The 17,064-nt window shown below is 70.0% G+C and carries 13 protein-coding genes; 4 read left to right on the forward strand and 9 right to left on the reverse strand.

The window, feature by feature from the left end; translation table 11 throughout:
* Nucleotides 1-79 precede the first annotated feature (79 nt).
* Complete coding sequence (locus IE278_RS00545) at nt 80-2,683, forward strand: PA14 domain-containing protein (RefSeq protein WP_189768962.1); 2,604 nt, start codon at nt 80-82, stop codon at nt 2,681-2,683.
* Nucleotides 2,684-3,029: 346 nt separating this feature from the next.
* Here the strand turns inward: IE278_RS00545 and IE278_RS00550 are convergent, their stop codons facing one another.
* Both IE278_RS00550 and IE278_RS00555 read right to left on the reverse strand, forming a co-directional pair.
* A complete protein-coding gene (locus tag IE278_RS00550; RefSeq protein ID WP_189768964.1) occupies nt 3,030-3,404 on the reverse strand; it encodes a toxin Doc in 375 nt (124 codons plus the stop codon).
* The gene (locus IE278_RS00555) at nt 3,401-3,640 is read right to left on the reverse strand and encodes a type II TA system antitoxin, ParD family (RefSeq protein ID WP_189767570.1); all 240 of its coding nucleotides are present in this window, start codon (nt 3,638-3,640) and stop codon (nt 3,401-3,403) included. Before IE278_RS00555 ends, IE278_RS00550 begins: the two co-directional genes overlap by 4 nt.
* A gap of 246 nt (nt 3,641-3,886) precedes the next feature.
* On the opposite strand from IE278_RS00555, the gene uvrA reads away from it, so the two are divergent.
* Entirely contained in the window at nt 3,887-6,373 is a 2,487-nt protein-coding gene (gene uvrA / locus IE278_RS00560) for an excinuclease ABC subunit UvrA (protein WP_189767572.1), read from the forward strand.
* A 137-nt stretch (nt 6,374-6,510) separates the two neighbouring features.
* Nucleotides 6,511-7,173 (forward strand): hypothetical protein, encoded by a 663-nt coding sequence (locus IE278_RS00565; protein ID WP_189767574.1) that lies wholly within the window; start codon nt 6,511-6,513, stop codon nt 7,171-7,173.
* A 15-nt stretch (nt 7,174-7,188) separates the two neighbouring features.
* Here IE278_RS00565 and IE278_RS00570 read toward each other — a convergent pair whose 3' ends face one another.
* The 3 genes from IE278_RS00570 to IE278_RS00580 all read right to left on the reverse strand — a co-directional run bounded on the left by IE278_RS00570 (nt 7,189) and on the right by IE278_RS00580 (nt 10,181).
* Nucleotides 7,189-7,848, reverse strand: a complete 660-nt coding sequence (locus IE278_RS00570; RefSeq protein WP_189767576.1) for a class I SAM-dependent methyltransferase — start codon at nt 7,846-7,848, stop codon at nt 7,189-7,191.
* Nucleotides 7,849-7,932: 84 nt separating this feature from the next.
* A complete protein-coding gene (mraY, locus tag IE278_RS00575; RefSeq protein ID WP_189767579.1) occupies nt 7,933-9,000 on the reverse strand; it encodes a phospho-N-acetylmuramoyl-pentapeptide-transferase in 1,068 nt (355 codons plus the stop codon).
* Nucleotides 9,001-9,143: 143 nt separating this feature from the next.
* Nucleotides 9,144-10,181, reverse strand: coding sequence for a saccharopine dehydrogenase family protein (locus tag IE278_RS00580; RefSeq protein ID WP_189768966.1), 1,038 nt, complete (start codon nt 10,179-10,181; stop codon nt 9,144-9,146).
* Nucleotides 10,182-10,328: 147 nt separating this feature from the next.
* On the opposite strand from IE278_RS00580, the gene IE278_RS00585 reads away from it, so the two are divergent.
* On the forward strand, nt 10,329-11,273 hold the full coding sequence (locus IE278_RS00585) for a helix-turn-helix domain-containing protein (protein ID WP_189767581.1): 945 nt from the start codon (nt 10,329-10,331) through the stop codon (nt 11,271-11,273).
* A gap of 76 nt (nt 11,274-11,349) precedes the next feature.
* On the opposite strand, the gene IE278_RS00590 is transcribed toward IE278_RS00585, so the two are convergent.
* The 4 genes from IE278_RS00590 to redH all read right to left on the reverse strand — a co-directional run bounded on the left by IE278_RS00590 (nt 11,350) and on the right by redH (nt 17,050).
* Complete coding sequence (locus IE278_RS00590) at nt 11,350-12,267, reverse strand: lysophospholipid acyltransferase family protein (protein WP_189767584.1); 918 nt, start codon at nt 12,265-12,267, stop codon at nt 11,350-11,352.
* 50 nt (nt 12,268-12,317) lie between these two features.
* The gene (locus IE278_RS00595) at nt 12,318-12,998 is read right to left on the reverse strand and encodes a methyltransferase family protein (protein WP_189767586.1); all 681 of its coding nucleotides are present in this window, start codon (nt 12,996-12,998) and stop codon (nt 12,318-12,320) included.
* Nucleotides 12,998-14,245 (reverse strand): Rieske 2Fe-2S domain-containing protein, encoded by a 1,248-nt coding sequence (locus tag IE278_RS00600; protein WP_189767588.1) that lies wholly within the window; start codon nt 14,243-14,245, stop codon nt 12,998-13,000. The genes IE278_RS00595 and IE278_RS00600 overlap by 1 nt, the downstream gene beginning before the upstream one ends.
* 84 nt (nt 14,246-14,329) lie before the next feature.
* Entirely contained in the window at nt 14,330-17,050 is a 2,721-nt protein-coding gene (redH, locus tag IE278_RS00605) for an undecylprodigiosin ligase RedH (protein WP_189767590.1), read from the reverse strand.
* Nucleotides 17,051-17,064: the final 14 nt, after the last annotated feature.

The following is a 17,064-nucleotide window of genomic DNA, read 5'->3' on the forward strand; positions in this document are numbered from 1 at the left end:
GCGGAGATTCGTCAGAAGCTCCCTAGGAGGATTCGTGCGCATCAGATCACTCAAGTCACTCGGTTCGCTCAGATCACGCATACGACGCATACAACTCAGACAACGGCTCGCTCTGCTCCTCGCGTTACTGCTCGGGGCCGCGGGACTGGCCGCCGCGCCCGTCGCGACGGCCGTGGAGGATCCTGTCGAGGTCCACGGCCTCAAGGGGGAGTACTACACCCAGTCCGCCCCCGGCGCCTTCGATTTCCACGAGCTCAAGGCCACCGGCATGGACGCGCTGCTCGACTTCGACAACCTGGAGTCCCGGCTCCGTTCCGCGACCGGGAAGTCGGACGACGTCAGCGTGCGCTGGACCGGTCGGATCGTGCCCGAGAAAACCGGTCCCACCACCTTTTCGATCATCGGGGACAACGGCTTCCGGCTCTGGGTGGACGGAAAGCTCACCATCGACCACTGGGTCGACGACTGGGACCGCGAACAGACCGCGGAACCGGTGGAGCTGACCGCCGGCACGGCGTACGACATCAAGGTCGAGTACTTCGAGCACTACGGAGGCTCCAACCTCCATCTGCGCTGGACTCCGCCCGGCGGCACCAAGACCGCCGTCCCGCAGTCGGCGTTCCTGCTGCCCGCGGGCTACGACTACGACGGAGCCATCGCCACCACCGTCCTCAAGGACGGCCGCACCCTGCGGCTCGACTTCGCCCAGGAACTCAAGGCGCCCCCGGCCGGACTCGTCGACCACCTGGACGCGGTCATCGGCGGGGCCACCTGGCCGCTCGGGCGCATCCGGCTCGACCCGGCCGATCCCAAATCCCTGCTGATCGCGCTCAAGGAACCCGTGGTCGGCAACAAGACCGGCACCGCGCGCGGCAGCGCCGATGTGCGCTACGACGGGGCAGGGGGTCTCTCCGCCCGGGACGGCAACGTTGTCAAGCCCTTCTGGAGCAGTGGCACCAACCGCTCGACCCACCAGCTGAGCACCCGGTGGGGCAAGGACGTCACCCCGGCCAACGCCCACCGCGAGTACCCGAGGCCCCAGCTCACCCGCGACAACTGGCAAAACCTCAACGGCAGTTGGCAGTTCGCCGCGGCAGAGGCGGGGGAGCGGCCCCCGGTGGGCAGGAAACTCGCCGAGAAGATCCTCGTCCCCTACCCCGTCGAGTCCCAGCTGTCGGGCATCGAACGGCACGAGGACCGGATGTGGTACCGGCGCACCTTCACCGTCCCGAAGGACTGGAAGATCGGCTCGAAGCAGCGTCTGCGGCTCAACTTCGGCGCGGTCGACTGGCGTTCCGAGGTCTACGTCAACGGCACGAAGGTCGCCGACCACCAGGGCGGCTACGACAAGTTCGGCGCCGACGTCACCGACGCCCTCAAGCCGGGCCGCACCCAGGAGCTGATCGTCGGCGTCTACGACCCGACGGACGCCGCGAACGGCGAGAACCCGCCCATCGGCAAGCAGCGCCTGGACCCGAGCGGCATCTGGTACACCCCGTCCTCGGGCATCTGGCAGACCGTGTGGATGGAGCCCGTCGCCGCCGACCACGTCGACTCGCTCGCACTCACCCCGGACGTGGACGCCGGCACGCTGACGGTCGCACCGAAGGGCGTACGCGACGGGGTGCCGGTCACCGCGACCGCGTACGAGGGCAAGCGCAAGGTGGCCACCGTCTCCGGCCGCACGGGCGCCCCGCTGACCCTGCGGATCCGTGACGCACGGCTGTGGTCACCGGACGACCCGTTCCTGTACGACCTCAAGGTCAGTGTCGGCAAGGACCGTGTCAGCAGCTACTTCGGCATGCGGTCCGTCGCCGTGGAGAACATCGAGGGGACCCCTCGTACCGTCCTCAACGGCAAGCCGGTCTTCATGATGGCCACCCTCGACCAGGGCTTCTGGCCCGACGGCCTGCACACCGCCCCGAGCGACAAGGCCCTGGCCTACGACCTCAAGATGCACAAGGCCATGGGCTTCAACTCGGTCCGCAAACACATCAAGGTCGAACCCGACCGGTGGTTCTACTGGGCCGACAGACTCGGCCTGCTGGTGTGGCAGGACATGCCGGCCATGACAGCGGGCGTGAACCCGTCCGCCGCCGCCCGCGCCACCTACGAGCGCGAGATGAAGCAGATGATCGACGAGCACATCAGCAGCCCGTCGATCGTCATGTGGGTCACCTTCAACGAAGGGTGGGGCCAGTACGACGTGGGCCGCATCGCCGAACAGGCCAAGGCCTGGGACCCCACACGGCTGGTCAACAACCAGTCGGGCCTCAACCTCGGCGCCGACGGCGGTACCGGCGACATCATGGACGAGCACGGCTATCCGAGCCCTGCCCTGCCACCGCGTCCGGACGGCAGACGGGCACTGGTCATGGGTGAGTACGGCGGCCTCGGACTCGCCGTGCCCGGACATGCCTGGTCGGTGCAGCAGTCCTATGTCGACGTCGATCCGGCCACGTACACCGACGACTACCTCACCAAGCTCGCCGAGGTGCACGCCCTGGCCTGCAAGGGCGGCAACGGCGCGGTGTACACCCAGATCGCGGACGTCGAGGGCGAGCTGAACGGGCTGCTCACGTACGACCGCGCGGTCGTCAAGCCCGATGTGCGGCGGGTCAAGGCGGCGCACGAGGCCCTGATCGACGACGTGTCCCGGGCGATCCCTGCGGGGTGCGTCTGATCGACTGATGCCTGACAGCGGCTTGTCAGGCATCAAGGTGTCAGGCATCGCTCGCGTTCGATGCCAGGGCCGCCCGGCGGGATGCCTCCCCGCTGTTCGCCGGGCGGCTCCGCCTTTCTGCGGGTTCGCGCTCGGTGCGGATGGCCGTACGGCGGGTGCGCGCATGCGGGGGGGGGGGGGGGGGGGGGGGGGGGGGGGGGGGGGGGGGGGGGGGGGGGGGGGGGGGCTGAGCGCGCAGTTCCCCGCGCCCCTGAAGGACGGGGCTGCGCCCCTGTCTTTCGTCTTGAGGGGCACGCGGGAACTGCGCGACCAGCCCCCGCCCGCCTGCAGCCGGCAACGAACCGTGTCAGATGCGCCAGGTGCGGATCCGGTCGGCGGCCTGGTAGACGGTGGCCTTGCGGGCCTGTATGTCGCGCACCAGCTCCACCAGCGCCCCGTAGGGCGGATCGATGCCCTCATCGGAGGTGTGCATGTAGGCGACGGCGACCTGGCAGGCGTACAGGGAGTTCCGGTACGGCAGGGGCTCCAGCCGGACGATCGTGTGCAGGAGCGCCGCCGCCCGCCAGGACGCGTCCGGCGTGGCGAGGCCGGGGCGGGGGATGCGGGTCTTGTGGCGGGCGACCGCGGCCACCAGGGCGGAGTAGTCCCCGACCGTCACGTCCTCGGGGACGGCCTGCTCCTGGATGTCGAGCAGCCAGGCGATGTCGACATGCAGCATCAGGCGGCTTCGGCTCCCTGGTGGCGGCCGGCCGGCGGGATCTCGTCCGGGAACGCCTCGTCGAACTCGGCGCGCCGCAGTTCGCCCCAGGAAACGGCGTAGCGCACGAACTGCTGGCGCTGGCGTTCGCGGAGTGAGAGGTCGTGGACGTACTGCTTGAGGGAGGTGCCTGCGGCTGCGGCCGCGGCGCGCAGCTCCTGCATCTCCTCGTCGCTGTAGGTGATGTTCAAGGACGGCATGGGGGGATGGTACCTAGTTGGTACCGGGGTCGGCAACCGGGCTGCTGGCGGGTCCCTGGTGGGTCCCCCGCCGGGGGTGGCGTTCTGTCTGCGGGGTCGGTGGGGGCTGGGCGCGCAGTTCCCCGCGCCCCTCCAGGGGCGGGGCTGCGCCCCGGCCCGTGGAGGACCCGGGGGCTCCGGGTGCCGGAGCGGGGCCGGAGGCGCAGGGTGGAGGGGTGGGGTGGGGTCGTCGCGTGAGGAGGCGTTGTGGTGGGTGCCGCGTCCGATCCGTTTGTGCATGTCAGAGGTGCCGCCGAGCACAATCTGAAGAACGTCGACGTGGATGTTCCCCGTGACGCGATGGTCGCCTTCACCGGGATCTCGGGGTCCGGGAAGTCCTCGCTGGCCTTCGGCACGCTCTACGCCGAGGCCCAGCGGCGGTACTTCGAGTCCGTCGCGCCCTACGCCCGCCGGCTGCTGCAGCAGGTCGGCGCCCCGCACGTCCAGGAGATCTCCGGGCTGCCGCCGGCGGTCGCCCTGCAGCAGCGGCACGGCGCCCCCAGCTCCCGGTCCACGGTCGGCACGCTCACCACGCTGGGCAACCTGCTGCGCATCCTGTACTCCCGAGCCGGCACCCACCCGCCCGGGGTGCCGCGGCTCGCCGCCGAGGCGTTCTCGCCCAACACCGCCGCCGGCGCCTGTACGCGGTGCCACGGGCTGGGCGCCGTCGTCGACGTCGCCGACGACCTGCTCGTACCGGACCCCTCCCTGAGCATCCGCGACGGCGCCATCGCGGCCTGGCCGGGTGCCTGGCAGGGCGCCAACCTGCGCAGCGTCGTGAGCGGCCTTGGCATCGACATCGACAAGCCGTGGCGCCGGCTCAAGAAGAAGGACCGTGACTGGCTGCTGCACACCGACGAGCAGCCGTCCGTGCTGATCGAGCCGGAGGCCGACCGCATCGACTACGGCTACTACGGCAAGTTCTGGAGCGCCCGCGCCCATGTCATGCATGTCCTCGCCGACTCCAGGAGCGAGCGGATGCGGGAACGGGCCCTGCGCTTCGTGCGGAGTGTGCCCTGCCCGGAGTGCGAGGGCAGCGGCCTGCGGCCGGAAGCCCTGGCCGTGACCTTCGCCGGCCGGTCCATCGCCGAGGTCAACGCGCTGCCCCTCACCGAGGTCGTCGTGCTGCTGCGGCCCGTAGCGGAGCTGTCCGAGGCCGAGGCGGCCACCACGACGGACCCGGCCGGGGAGACCAACGAGGTCGCGGTACGGATCTGCGCGGACCTGGTGGCCCGTATCGAGGTGCTGCTCGGGCTCGGCCTCGGCTATCTCGGCCTCGGACGCCGCTCGACGACCCTGTCGCCCGGCGAGGCGCAACGGCTGCGCATCGCCACCCAGTTGCGCTCCGGTCTGTTCGGCGTCGTCTACGTCCTCGACGAGCCGTCCGCCGGGCTGCACCCGGCCGACGCGGAGCCCCTGCTGGACGTACTGGACCGGCTCAAGGAGTCGGGCAACTCGCTCTTCGTCGTCGAGCACGACATGGATGTGGTGCGACGGGCCGACTGGGTGGTGGACATCGGCCCCGGGGCGGGCGAGGGCGGCGGGCAGGTCCTGTACAGCGGTCCGGTGCCCGGCCTGGAGGAGGTCGCGGAGTCCGCCACCGGCCGGTACCTGTCCGGGCATGCGCCGCCGGTCGAGCACCGCCCGCGGAAGCCTCGGGGGCGGCTGCGCCTGAGCGGTGTCTCCCGGCACAACCTGCGGGACGTCTCCGTCGACGTACCGCTGCAGGTGCTGACCGCGGTGACCGGGGTGTCCGGATCGGGTAAGTCCACGCTGGTGACCCAGGTGCTCGCCGAGGTCGTACGCCGCCACCTCGGCCAGAACCCGGACGGGACCGGGGCCGGGAGCGAGGACGACGACGCGGAGCTGGAGGTCGACCTGCGGGGCGCGGCGGGGCTCGACTCCTTCGACCGGCTGGTACGGGTCGACCAGCGGCCCATCGGCCGGACACCCCGCTCCAACCTGGCGACGTACACCGGCATGTTCGACGCGGTCCGCAAGCTGTACGCGGCGACCGACGAGGCACACAAGCGCGGGTACTCCGCGGGGCGGTTCTCCTTCAACGTCGCGGAGGGCCGCTGCGGGACCTGCCAGGGCGAGGGGTTCGTCGAGGTCGAGCTGCTGTTCCTGCCCGGGACGTACGCGCCGTGCCCGGCCTGCCACGGCGCCCGCTACGACGCCGAGACGCTCGAAGTCACGTACCGGGGCCGGAACATCGCGGACGTGCTCGCCATGCCCGTCGACGAGGCCGCCGGATTCCTCGCCGACCTCCCGGCCGCCTCCCGGAGCCTGGAGACGCTGCGGGAAGTGGGGCTCGGATACCTGCGTCTGGGACAGCCCGCGACGGAACTCAGCGGCGGTGAGGCCCAACGCATCAAACTCTCCACGGAGTTGCAGCGGGCCCGTCGTGGCCACGCGCTCTACCTCCTCGACGAGCCGACGGCCGGGCTCCACCCCGCCGACATCGCCCTGCTGCTGCGCCAGTTGCACCGGCTCGTCGACGCGGGCAACACGGTGGTTCTGGTCGAACACGACCTGGACACGATCGCCACCGCCGACTGGGTCATCGACCTGGGTCCCGGCGGCGGGGACGCCGGCGGCCGCGTGATCGCCGAAGGCACCCCGGCGAAGGTGGCGACATCACGCCACAGTGCGACGGCACCGTACCTGGCACGCCGACTGGCGGCGTCCTGAGTTCCCCGTCGAAGGTGGGCCGATGGGGGAAACGGACAGCGCTTGCGCATCATGAGAACTATTTGGCCACGGAGGGTCCACAAGTCTCGCTCGCAACGTCATGATGCATGCCTCGGCAGCGTCACACAGGGGGACACATGAGCCATGAGTCGACACCGCCACGCATGCCGGGCTTCCCGCCGCCGCCCCTGCCGCCGCCGCCCGCGAAGAAGAACCTCTCGAACGCGGTCGTCATCGGCTCCGCGGCCGCCGTCGTCGTCGCGGTCGTCGCCACGGGCATCGCGGTGAGCGGCAGCCGTGACAGCGCGGCCAAGCCGGCCCCGACCGTCACGGTCACCGAGGTCGCGCCGGCGGACGACGCGCCCGCCGTGGCCGACGGCGACACCGAACCGGTCGCCGAGGAGTCCGGCGACGGCGTCTACAGCCTCAGTGAACCGGTCGCCTACGAGAACGACGTGGAAGTCAGCCTGTCGAAGTTCTCGCGGGGCACGTCGAGCGAGTACGCGTCCCCGGGGAACACGCCGTACGCCAAGTTCACCATCAAGATCGTGAACGGGTCCGACGAGAGCGTCAACGCCGACGAACTCAGCGTCAACTGCGCCTACGGCGACGAGGGCAAGGAAGGTGACGCCATCTTCGACGAAGGGCTCGACGGCCTTCCCGAGACCCGCGTCCTCGCCGGGCGTTCGCTCTCCGTCGTCTGGGCCTGCGAACTCCCCACGGACGAGAAGTACCTCCAGGTGGAGGTCGCACCCGACTACGAATCGGAGACCGCTGTGTTCACCGGCCATGTGAAGTAGGCGGGCAGTCAGGCGCTAGCGGCGGGCCAGCAGTACTCCGCCGAGTCTGCGGGCGGCCGACGTGAGGGTCGGGTGGGTCTCGACCGTGAAGCCGGACTCGTCCAGCCAGGTGGCCACCTGACCCGGTCGGCGGCGGTGGCCGTAGCCGTCGGGCCGGCTCTCGTCGGTGTCGTGGGGCTCGGGCGATGAGGGGTCACCCACGTGGAAACCCAGCAGCAGCAGACCGCCGGGCCGCAGCACCCGGCGGAAGCCGGCGAAGACCTCGCCGATCGCGTCGTCGGGGACGTGCATGATGGAGTACCAGGCGAGCAGGGCGGCCAACTCGCCGTCCGCGAGGCCGAGTCGGGTCATCGAGCCCACCTCGAACCGCAGGCCGGGGTGTTCGCGTCGGGCCACCTCGATCATCCGGGGTGACAGGTCGATACCGAAGGCGTCGACGCCGAGGTCCCTCAGGTGGGCGGTGATCCGCCCGGGCCCGCACCCCACGTCCGCGACGGGCCCGCCGCCCTGCGCGCGCACCCACTCGGCGAACAGCGCCATGACCTCCTGCTCGGGCGGCAGCTCGGCCAGGAGGTTGCGTGTCTCCTCCGCGTAGTCGGCGGCGTCGGCGTCGTAGGACGCCCGGATGGCCGCCAGCCAGCTCTCGCCCTCCGGGTCTTCCCGTCCGCTGCTCATACCCGCAGGCTAGCCCAGACGCCGGTCGCCGTAGCCGGAATCCGGGGCCGCCGCGCCTTCACACACCGGCAGGTCGCAGTGGGCTCAGCCCGCCACCCAGCCCGCGTAGAACACACCGATCCCGAGGATGACGCAGATCCCCTGGATGGTCCAGAAGCGGACCACGACCAGGACCTCGGACCAGCCCTTGAGCTCGAAGTGGTGCTGCAGAGGGGCCATCTTGAAGACCCGCTTGCCGGTCAGCTTGAACGAGCCGACCTGGATGACCACGGACAGGGTGATCAGGACGAACAGCCCGCCCAGCAGGGCGAGCAGCAACTGGGTGCGGGAGCAGATGGCCAGACCCGCCAGCGCGCCGCCCAGCGCGAGCGAACCGGTGTCACCCATGAAGATCTTGGCGGGTGAGGTGTTCCACCAGAGGAACCCGATACAGGCACCCATCAGCGCGGAGGCGACGACGGCCAGGTCGAGCGGATCGCGCACCTCGATGCAGGAACCGGGATCGGTGAGGTTCATCGCGTTGGCGCACGAGTTCTGGAACTGCCACAGACCGATGAAGGTGTAGCCGGCGAGGACCATCGCCGACGCGCCGGTGGCCAGTCCGTCCAGACCGTCGGTCAGGTTCACCCCGTTGGACATGGCCAGGATCATGAACAGGGCCCACACGACGAACAGCACCGGACCGATGGTCCAGCCGAAGTCGCTCACGAACGACAGCTTCAGCGAGGCGGGAGTCAGTCCGCGGTCGTCGGCGAACCGGATCGCCAGGACGGCGAACAGGATGCCGACGATCAGCTGGCCCGCCATCTTGGCGCCGGCCCGCAGCCCCAGCGAACGCCGCTTCACGATCTTGATGTAGTCGTCGAGGAAGCCGACGACACCCATGCCCGCCATCAGGAACAGCACCAGCACACCGGGGAACGTCGGCGGCTCACCGGTGATGACCTTGGTCAGGGCGTACGCGGCGAGGGTGGCCAGGATGAAGGCGATGCCGCCCATGGTGGGTGTGCCGCGCTTGCCGTGGTGGCCGCGGGGTCCGTCGTCCCGGATGAACTGGCCGTAGCCCTTGCGGGCCAGCAGCTTGATCAGCAGTGGTGTGCCGCCGAGTGTCAGGAACAGGCCTATGGCCCCGGCAAACAGGATCTGGTTCATCGGACGGCGGTTTTCCCCTCGACTGCGTGCTCGTGCCCGACCGCCGCACCGGTGCGGGCGGCGGTCGCAGCCCACACCCTATGCATAGAGCCAAGCGCTGTACGCCGGTGGGTAGTTGCCGCCCCAAGCCTCGGCGCCGGAGGTTATGCGGTCGTCGAGTACGTGATGTGCGGGGCGAGCGCGTCGAGGAAGTCGGGGGCGTCGAAGACGTCACCCGCGAAGGCGACACCTGTCCTGCCGGTCCGTCCGTCGAGGACGCGCCGGACGGCCTCCACGGCGAGGGGCGCGGTGACGGCGTAGATGTCCTGCCCCCAGGCCGTGGCACGGCGCTCGGTACCGCCGGACCGTACGACGGCATCGACGAGGAAGGTCTGCGCGGACCGGCCGCTCCCGTCGACGGCGGTGGGCGCCGGAGTGTCCGGGGCCGCGAGGTCGCCGGCCGCCTCGGTGGTCATGTAGGTGCGCACCTCGGGGACGGACAGATGGCTGGGGACGGTGACGACGTCGGCCATGGTGAACTCGCCGATGACGGCCCGTGTGCCCAGCGGGGCGGGGAAGTGCCAGTCGAGGGTGGGCAGGTCGTCCCGGTGGTACTCCAGCCGCCCCTGCCGGAAGCGGACGCGCTGTCCGTCGCGCCGTGCCTGGACGGCCGCGCCCGCGACGCGTGTTCCGGGGGTGGGATGCCAGCCGCTCAGCCCGTAGGCGATGTGCGCCTCGTCGGCCGCGGTCCAGTCACCCATGGCCGTGGTGACCAGCAGATCGCCCAGTCCGCCGTAGAAGGCCATCGCGGGTACGACAACGGTTTTGGCGGCGCGGGCGCGGTCCGCGAAGTGCGCGAGTGTGTCGGTGTTCGCCTCGATCTCGGCCGCCACGTCGATGTACGGGATCCCGGCGCGCAGGGCCGCCTCGATCACGGGGGCGGCCGTGGTGGTGAAGGGACCGGCGCAGTTGATCACCGCTGCCGCGCCGGCCAGCGCACGGTCGAGCGCGGCCGGATCGTCGACCGGGGCGGGCCGGACGTCGAGTCCGGGACGGGACGCGGCCAGCGCTCGCAGCTTGTCCGCGTCGCGGCCGGAGAGCACCGGGACGAACCCCCGCTCCAGCAGCTCCGCCACCACGAACCGCCCGGTGTGCCCGTAGGCGCCGAACACCGCAACCGTATGACCCGGACCCGGTCCCATGACCACTCCCCGTACTCGCTCGGACGACCGGCCCGCCACGCGCTCCAGACCCGCCTGGGATCCGTTGTGATCCACTGCGGTCATCCTGCCGAGGTCCTGTGCCTGCTCGTGAGTGTCCGGAACGACATGCTGCGTACAATTACGGACATGGGCTCTGTCGCGGTGGTCGCCACCGAGGGAATGCTGCACTTCGAACTGTCGGTGGCCTGCGAGGTGTTCGGCAGCGCCCCGGCGGGAGTGGACGTCCCCTGGTACGACGTCGAGGTCTGCGGATCCGCCGCCGTACAGGTCGGCCGGTTCCGGCTGGAGCCCGACCACGGCCTCGACCGGCTGCCGCACGCCGACACGGTCCTCGTCCCGGCCTGGGCCGACGTCGACGAGACCCCGCCCGGCGACCTGGTGGACGCGGTGCGTGCCGCCCACGAGGCGGGCGCACGGGTGGCCTCCCTGTGCACGGGCGCCTTCGTGCTCGCCGCCGCCGGACTGCTGGACGGCAGGCGTGCCACCACCCACTGGGCGCACACCGATGTGCTCGCCGCCCGCCACCCGCGCGTACAGGTCGACCCGGACGTGCTGTACGTGGACAACGGCAGCGTGCTCACCTCCGCGGGCAAGGCCGCCGCGATGGACCTGTGCCTCCATCTCGTGCGCCTCGACCACGGTTCGGCGGTCGCCAACGCGGTGGCCCGCCGCCTGGTCGTGCCACCGCACCGGGCCGGCGGCCAGGCCCAGTTCGTCGCCGCGCCCGTACCCGCCCGCGACGACCATCCGCTCGCCGCCCTGCTGCCCTGGGTCGTCGAACGCCTCGACCAGCCGCTGACCGTGGACGACCTGGCACGCCGGGCGGGGATGAGCTCACGTCATCTCGGCCGTCACTTCAGGGCGGCGACCGGCACCACCCCGCTGCAGTGGCTGCTGGCCCAACGCATCCGCCGCGCCCAGGAGTTGCTGGAGACCACGGACAGCGGTGTCGAGGCCATCGCGGAGGCCACCGGCATGGGGACCGCCACGACGCTGCGCCGCCACTTCAACCACACGCTCGGCGTACCGCCTGACACCTACCGCCGCACCTTCCGCTCACGGCCGGCCTGAACGCTCCTGAGAAGACGTGCACGCTGCTGAGAAGGCCTGCACGCTCCTGACATGACGTACACGCTGCTGAAGGGACCTACCCGAACACCGAGCGGCGCTCGCGGACCATCTCGGTGAGCATGTCCTGGACGGTGTCCCGGACCTCGTCGGAGAGCTTGTGGACGAACATCGGATCGTCCAGCGCGTCCTGCGCGTAGTGGTCGGTCGGCAGGGGCGTACCGAAACGGATCGTCCACTTCGTCGGCAGCGGAATCGCACCGAGCGGTCCCAGCAGGGGGAACGTGGGGGTGATCGGAAAGTACGGCAGCCCGAGGAGCCTGGCCACGGGACGGGCGTCGGCGACCATCGGGTAGATCTCCTCGGCGCCCAGGACCGCGCACGGCACGATCGGTGTCCCCGTGCGCAGGGCGGCGGCCGCGAAGCCGCCCCGGCCGAAACGCCTCAGCCGGTAGCGTTCGGCGAAGGGCTTGCCGAGGCCCTTGTAGCCCTCCGGCATCACGCCGACCAGTTCGCCGCGCTCCAGCAGGCGCAGCGCGTTGTCCATACGGGCCTGGGTGTGCCCGGCCCGGCGGGCCAGCGTGCGCAGCACGGGCAGATCGAACACCAGGTCCGCGGCCAGCAGACGCAGCGCGCGACGGGCGGGATGACGGTCGCGCAGGGCGACCTGCAGCATCAGCGCGTCCAGCGGGAGCGTGCCCGAGTGGTTGGCCACCACCAGGGCACCGCCCTCGCCCGGCACGTTCGCCAGTCCCTCCACCGTCACCCGGAAGTACTTCTCGTACAGGGGCCGGAACGGGGCGAGGATCATCTCGTCGGTGAGTTCGGGGTCGAAGCCGAAGTCGTCGACGCTCTGCTCCTCGGTGAGGCACCGGTCGAGGAGGTCGCGGCCCCGCGCGAGGGTCAGCAGCCCCTGGGCGATCACTTCCGTGAACAGCTCGCCCGGGCCGATGCGTTCCTGTGCCGTCCGGGACTGTTCGTCACCCGCCTCGGCCATGCGCTCCTCCTCCTGTGCCGTTCGGTCTGTCGCAGGTCAGTACTCACAGGTCAGTAGACGAAGGGGACCAGCTTGGCCGTCTTCTTCGCGTACTCGTCGAACGCTGTCCCGTACCGCTCGGCCAGGTACTTGTCGAGCATGGGGATGTTCATGAACGAGAACATGCACGCCATGATCGCCGGGATGATCAGGGCCCAGGGGCTGCCCGTCACCAGGGCGAACCCGGTGAACAGGACGACGTCACCGAAGTAGTTGATGTGCATGGAGTACTTGAACAGGCCCTCGGTGTAGAGCTTGCCTTGGTGCTCCGGCACTCGTTTCCACAGCTTGCGCTGGTACTCCGAGCCCGTGTTGAGGTACGAGCCCACGAGGTAGAGCACCACCCCGAGCCAGGTGACCACGCCCACGGACGCTGCGTTGGTGCCGCCCAGGTACGCCATCGTGCCGTGGATGACGACGACCCAGACGCCCACGGTCGCCGCCTCGGACCACTCCATGCTCCTCTTCAGCATGACGAAGGTCGTGGCGACGAACCGCAGCAGGTAGATCGCCGAAAGGGCGAACAGCAGCCCACGGCGCAGCGGTTCGGCGTGGTCCAGGTCCGTCCCGAACCAGTCCGCCACCGTGTCCGTGCCGCCGAAGAGGAACCATCCGGCGGCCGTCACGGCCAGCGTGTTGCACGTGGTCACCAGGATCTTGGGGCCGGTCGAGGCGTCGTACCCGCCGTACATCAGGAACGGGCCTTCGTCAGGCCGTCCTCACGGTCCGCCGCCGCCCCGGTCCGCTTCCTGCGGGTGCCGTGTGCGCCCTTCGAACCGTTGCCGTTGCCGCTGCCATTGCCGTTGGTCGCGGGAGGTGTCGTGCTGGTCTGTGTCACAGGGGTCTCCGGGGCTGCCGCCGGTGCCGTCTCCGCGTGTGTCTCCGTGTGCGCCTCTGCCCCCGCCTTGGCGTCCGCCTCCGCCTCCGCCTTGAGCCGGTCCCGTATCTGCAGGAACTTGGCGTTCATCTCGTCCACGGCGATGAACTTGTTCACGCCGCGCTCACTGACCTTGGGCTCCTGCCGGAGCATGATGCCCACGTCCTGGGGGTCCTGGACGAGCTTCTCCATCAGGAGGGAAGCGCGCAACACCCAGGGCCTGAGTGGCTTGATGGGCACCATGGTCCGCAACTGCGGGTACTCGTACAGGCGCATGATCGCCAGCGTGTTCTCGTCGTCGATCGGCGTGAGCCATGTCGTGATCTCCAGGAGACCGGTCTTGACGTGCGTCAGGCCCGGCGCCTGGTAGATGAGGTTGAAGTGCGAGCTGTTGGCGGGGTTCGCCTCCTCGCACTGGTCGAAGGTGGAACGGATCGTGGTGCCGTCGACTACGACCTCATGGTTGACGATCTTGTTCGCGGCGAGGTACCGCTCCCGGCCGTCCATCCACAGATTGCGGGCGGTGCCGTACATGAACGTGTAGTCGATGTTGTTGGTCCAGTGATCCCGGTGCACGAAGGTCACGTGGTAGAACTCGAGCAGGCTCTCGATGTACCGGGTGTAGTGCACCGGCCGGGTCCAGGAGATCGTCTCGTGCGGGCGTGGATTGCCCACGAGTTCATGGGGCAGCTCGATCTCGGGGAGCTGCTCCCGCGCCTCGCCCCACCACAGCCACACCAGCCCGTGCTGCTCGCGCACCGGGTAGGTCTTCAGCTGGAGCGACTGGGGGATCCGGGCGTTGGCGCCGAGGGCGGGGACGACCTTGCAGGTGCCCTCGGCGTTGTAACGGAAGCCGTGGTACGGGCACTCGACCGTGTTGCCCTTGAGGCGCCCCTCGGCGATGTTGGCGCCCTTGTGCGGGCAGCGCGCACTCTGGCAGACGAGGGTGCCGCCGAGGTCGCGCCAGAGCACCAGCTCCTCGCCCATACGTCGTACGCCGGTGGGCCGGTCGCGTTTGATGTCACCGGTCTGCAGGATCGGGTACCACTGGTTGGGGATCATCTCGCTGCCTTCCTGGGGTGAACCGCTCCATGGGGGCGCGGCACGGTTCGCTGACGGGCGGGGCGGGGGAGCAGGGGGGAGGGTTCAGCCTTCGACGACCTCCACGACACCCGTGTCGCCGTCGACGACGATCAGGTCGCCCGTGTTGATGCGCTGTGTGGCGTGCTTGGTGTTGACCACGGACGGCACGTTGAACTCCCGCGACACGATCGAGCTGTGGGAGAGCATCGAACCGATGTCGGTGACCACCGCGCCGGCGATGGCGAAGAGCGGTGTCCAGGACGCGTCGGTGTAGCGGGTGACCAGGACCTCGCCGGGCTGGAACTCGTCGGCCTGCCAGACCAAATCTTCCACGATGCGCGCGCGGCCCATGATCCGACCCGGGCTGGAGCCCAGCCCTTCGAGACGGCTCCCGTCGGCCGCCGGCCGCACCGACTGCGTGATGTCGTGCTCGCCGACGAACGTGAGCGGCGGCTCGGGCAGCCGGTTGTGGTACTCGTGCAGCCGCCGCCGCTCGTCCAGCTCGGCCCGGGAGAACGCCTCGCGCTCCGTGGCGTCACCGGCCAGGTAGGCCCGTACGTCCTCGAATTCGAGGAAGGCGACCTCGTCCAGCGAGTGCAGGACGCCTTCCGCGACGAGCCGCCTGCCCACCTCGTACACGACGTTCCTGACCAGCCAGATCGACGTGATCATCGACATGCGGGTGGTCTCGCGCAGCTCGCTGCACAGGCTGTACATCGAGATGACGGTCTCCAGGACCTTCCGCTTGGGCAGCGGCAGCTTCGCCAGGACCGCCCGGCCGTCGCCCTCCGCGTGGGCACGGCTGCGTCCCATCAGGTCGTCCACGGAGATCCCGTCGGCGGCATAGCGGCGGATCATCTGGAAGATGTACGAGGGGTCGTCGATCCAGCGCGGATGGGTGAGCTCCATCTCCTGGCGGCCTCGGGTGCCGTTGGCCCGCAGGAACGGCTCCACCTGGGTGTTCCAGAAGGCCAGGCCCTCGGGATCGCGGCGCAGCCGGTCCTCGATCTCGTCGAGAGGTGCCTCGTCGATGATCTCCAATACGCGCGGCCTGGCCTTCGCGGCCTGGGCCACACCCCAGATCTCCTGTGCCGAGGCGACGGTCCGCAGGCTCGACATGTCGGTCTTGATGCGGTTCTGCAGATTGTCACCGTCGGCGCCGAGCCACTTGGCGCACAGCTCCGTGAGGACGCCGTAGAACCCGAACGCGTTGATGTAGTACGGCATGTAACCGACGTGCGCGTCGTGGAAGTAGCCGAGGTAGCGGGTCAGTTCGGCGTCGAGTTCCCGGCGGCTCATCCGTGTCAGGTCCAGCCGCCGGGCGCGGTCGAACTCGTAGAGCCGCGAGCCGGCCATCTCCTCGGCACGCTGCTTCATGCTCAGCATCTCGGTGGCCGTGGCCTGCACCCAGTGCACCGTGGAGAGCAGATCCTCCACACCTCCGGGAAAGGTGCCGAAGGGGTTCCTGTACGCGGCGAGGTCGACCTCCTCGCTGACGAAGCGCTTGGTGAAGTGGCGCTGGTCGCGGGTGGGCAGGCACTGCCCGAGCAGATAGGCCGTGTAGGAGATGTTCAGATACACATGTCCCTGGAAGAAGCCCATCTGCAGACCTACGTCACCGGTGTCCCGCACCCCGAGCGCGGCGGCGCAGTCCCCGTGCACATTCCGCTGGTAGTACTGCGCGAAGCTGAGACCGAGCGGTGACATCAGCCCGACGAAGATCTCACCGATGTCCATCCGCGACCAGAGCGTGCCGTGCTGCACGGGATCGCTCTGCCGCGCGAGGTACGGGCTGCGCTCGCCGTCCGTCGTCGCCCTGTCCGAGGGGCGCGTGGTGACCGGCCTGGCCTGGAGGAGGTGGAGTTCTCCGTCGCGCATGGCCCACTCGATGTCCTGTTCCGTGCCGTAGTGCGAACGGACCCGGACGGCGAGCCCGGCGAGCACACGCAACTGCTCCCGGGTCAGACAGGGCGCGTCGCGGTCGGCGGCGTCGACCTTCGTCATACCGATCCGGCCGGGGGTGAGGGGCGCGCACTTGGTCACCTTGTACCGCACATGTTCCTCGACGACCTCCAGCGTGCGGTCGTCGACGACGAAGAAGTCACTGGACACCCGTCCGGAGACCAGCCCCTCGCCCAGTCCGCAACAGGCCTCCACGACAAGGCGGTTGGGCCGTGCGCCGACCGGGTCGACGGTGAACAGCACCCCGCTGACGTCCGCCTGGACCATCTCCTGCACGACCACGGCGATGGAGCCCGCGGGTCCCGTCCCGTCGCGGTAGGCGGCGGCGCGGTCCGACCACAGGGAGGCCCAGCAGACCTTCACCGCCCGCAGCAGGTCCTCGTCGCCCGACACGTCCAGGACGGTGTCGTGCTGGCCGGCGAAGGACTGGGCGGCGGAGTCCTCCCGGCAGGCCGACGAACGGACCGCGACCCGGGGCCTGCCCAGGTCCTCGTAGGCGGCGACGATCGCACGGGTGAGGGGCTCGGGTATCTCCCGGGACGTGATCAGCTCACGGACGGCCCCGGGATCCGCGTCGCGCGCCTCGACGGCCCGGATCTCCGCGCCGAGGCCCGTCTCGCGCAGGAACAGGTCGAACAGGCCGGTGGTGAGGCAGAACGCGGGCGGGACGGGCAGTCCCGCCTCGATCAGCTCGCTCAGCCGGGCGGCCTTGCCGCCCAGGACCTCGCTGCCGGCACCGGACGCGGACGTGCGACCGAGCACGACCACCAGTGAGGAGGGAGAGGAGGCGGGGGCCGGAGTGCTTGCCGTGCGTGTGTCCATGATGAGGTCTCCCG

This window comes from Streptomyces tauricus (assembly GCF_014650955.1).
Taxonomy (GTDB): domain Bacteria; phylum Actinomycetota; class Actinomycetes; order Streptomycetales; family Streptomycetaceae; genus Streptomyces; species Streptomyces tauricus.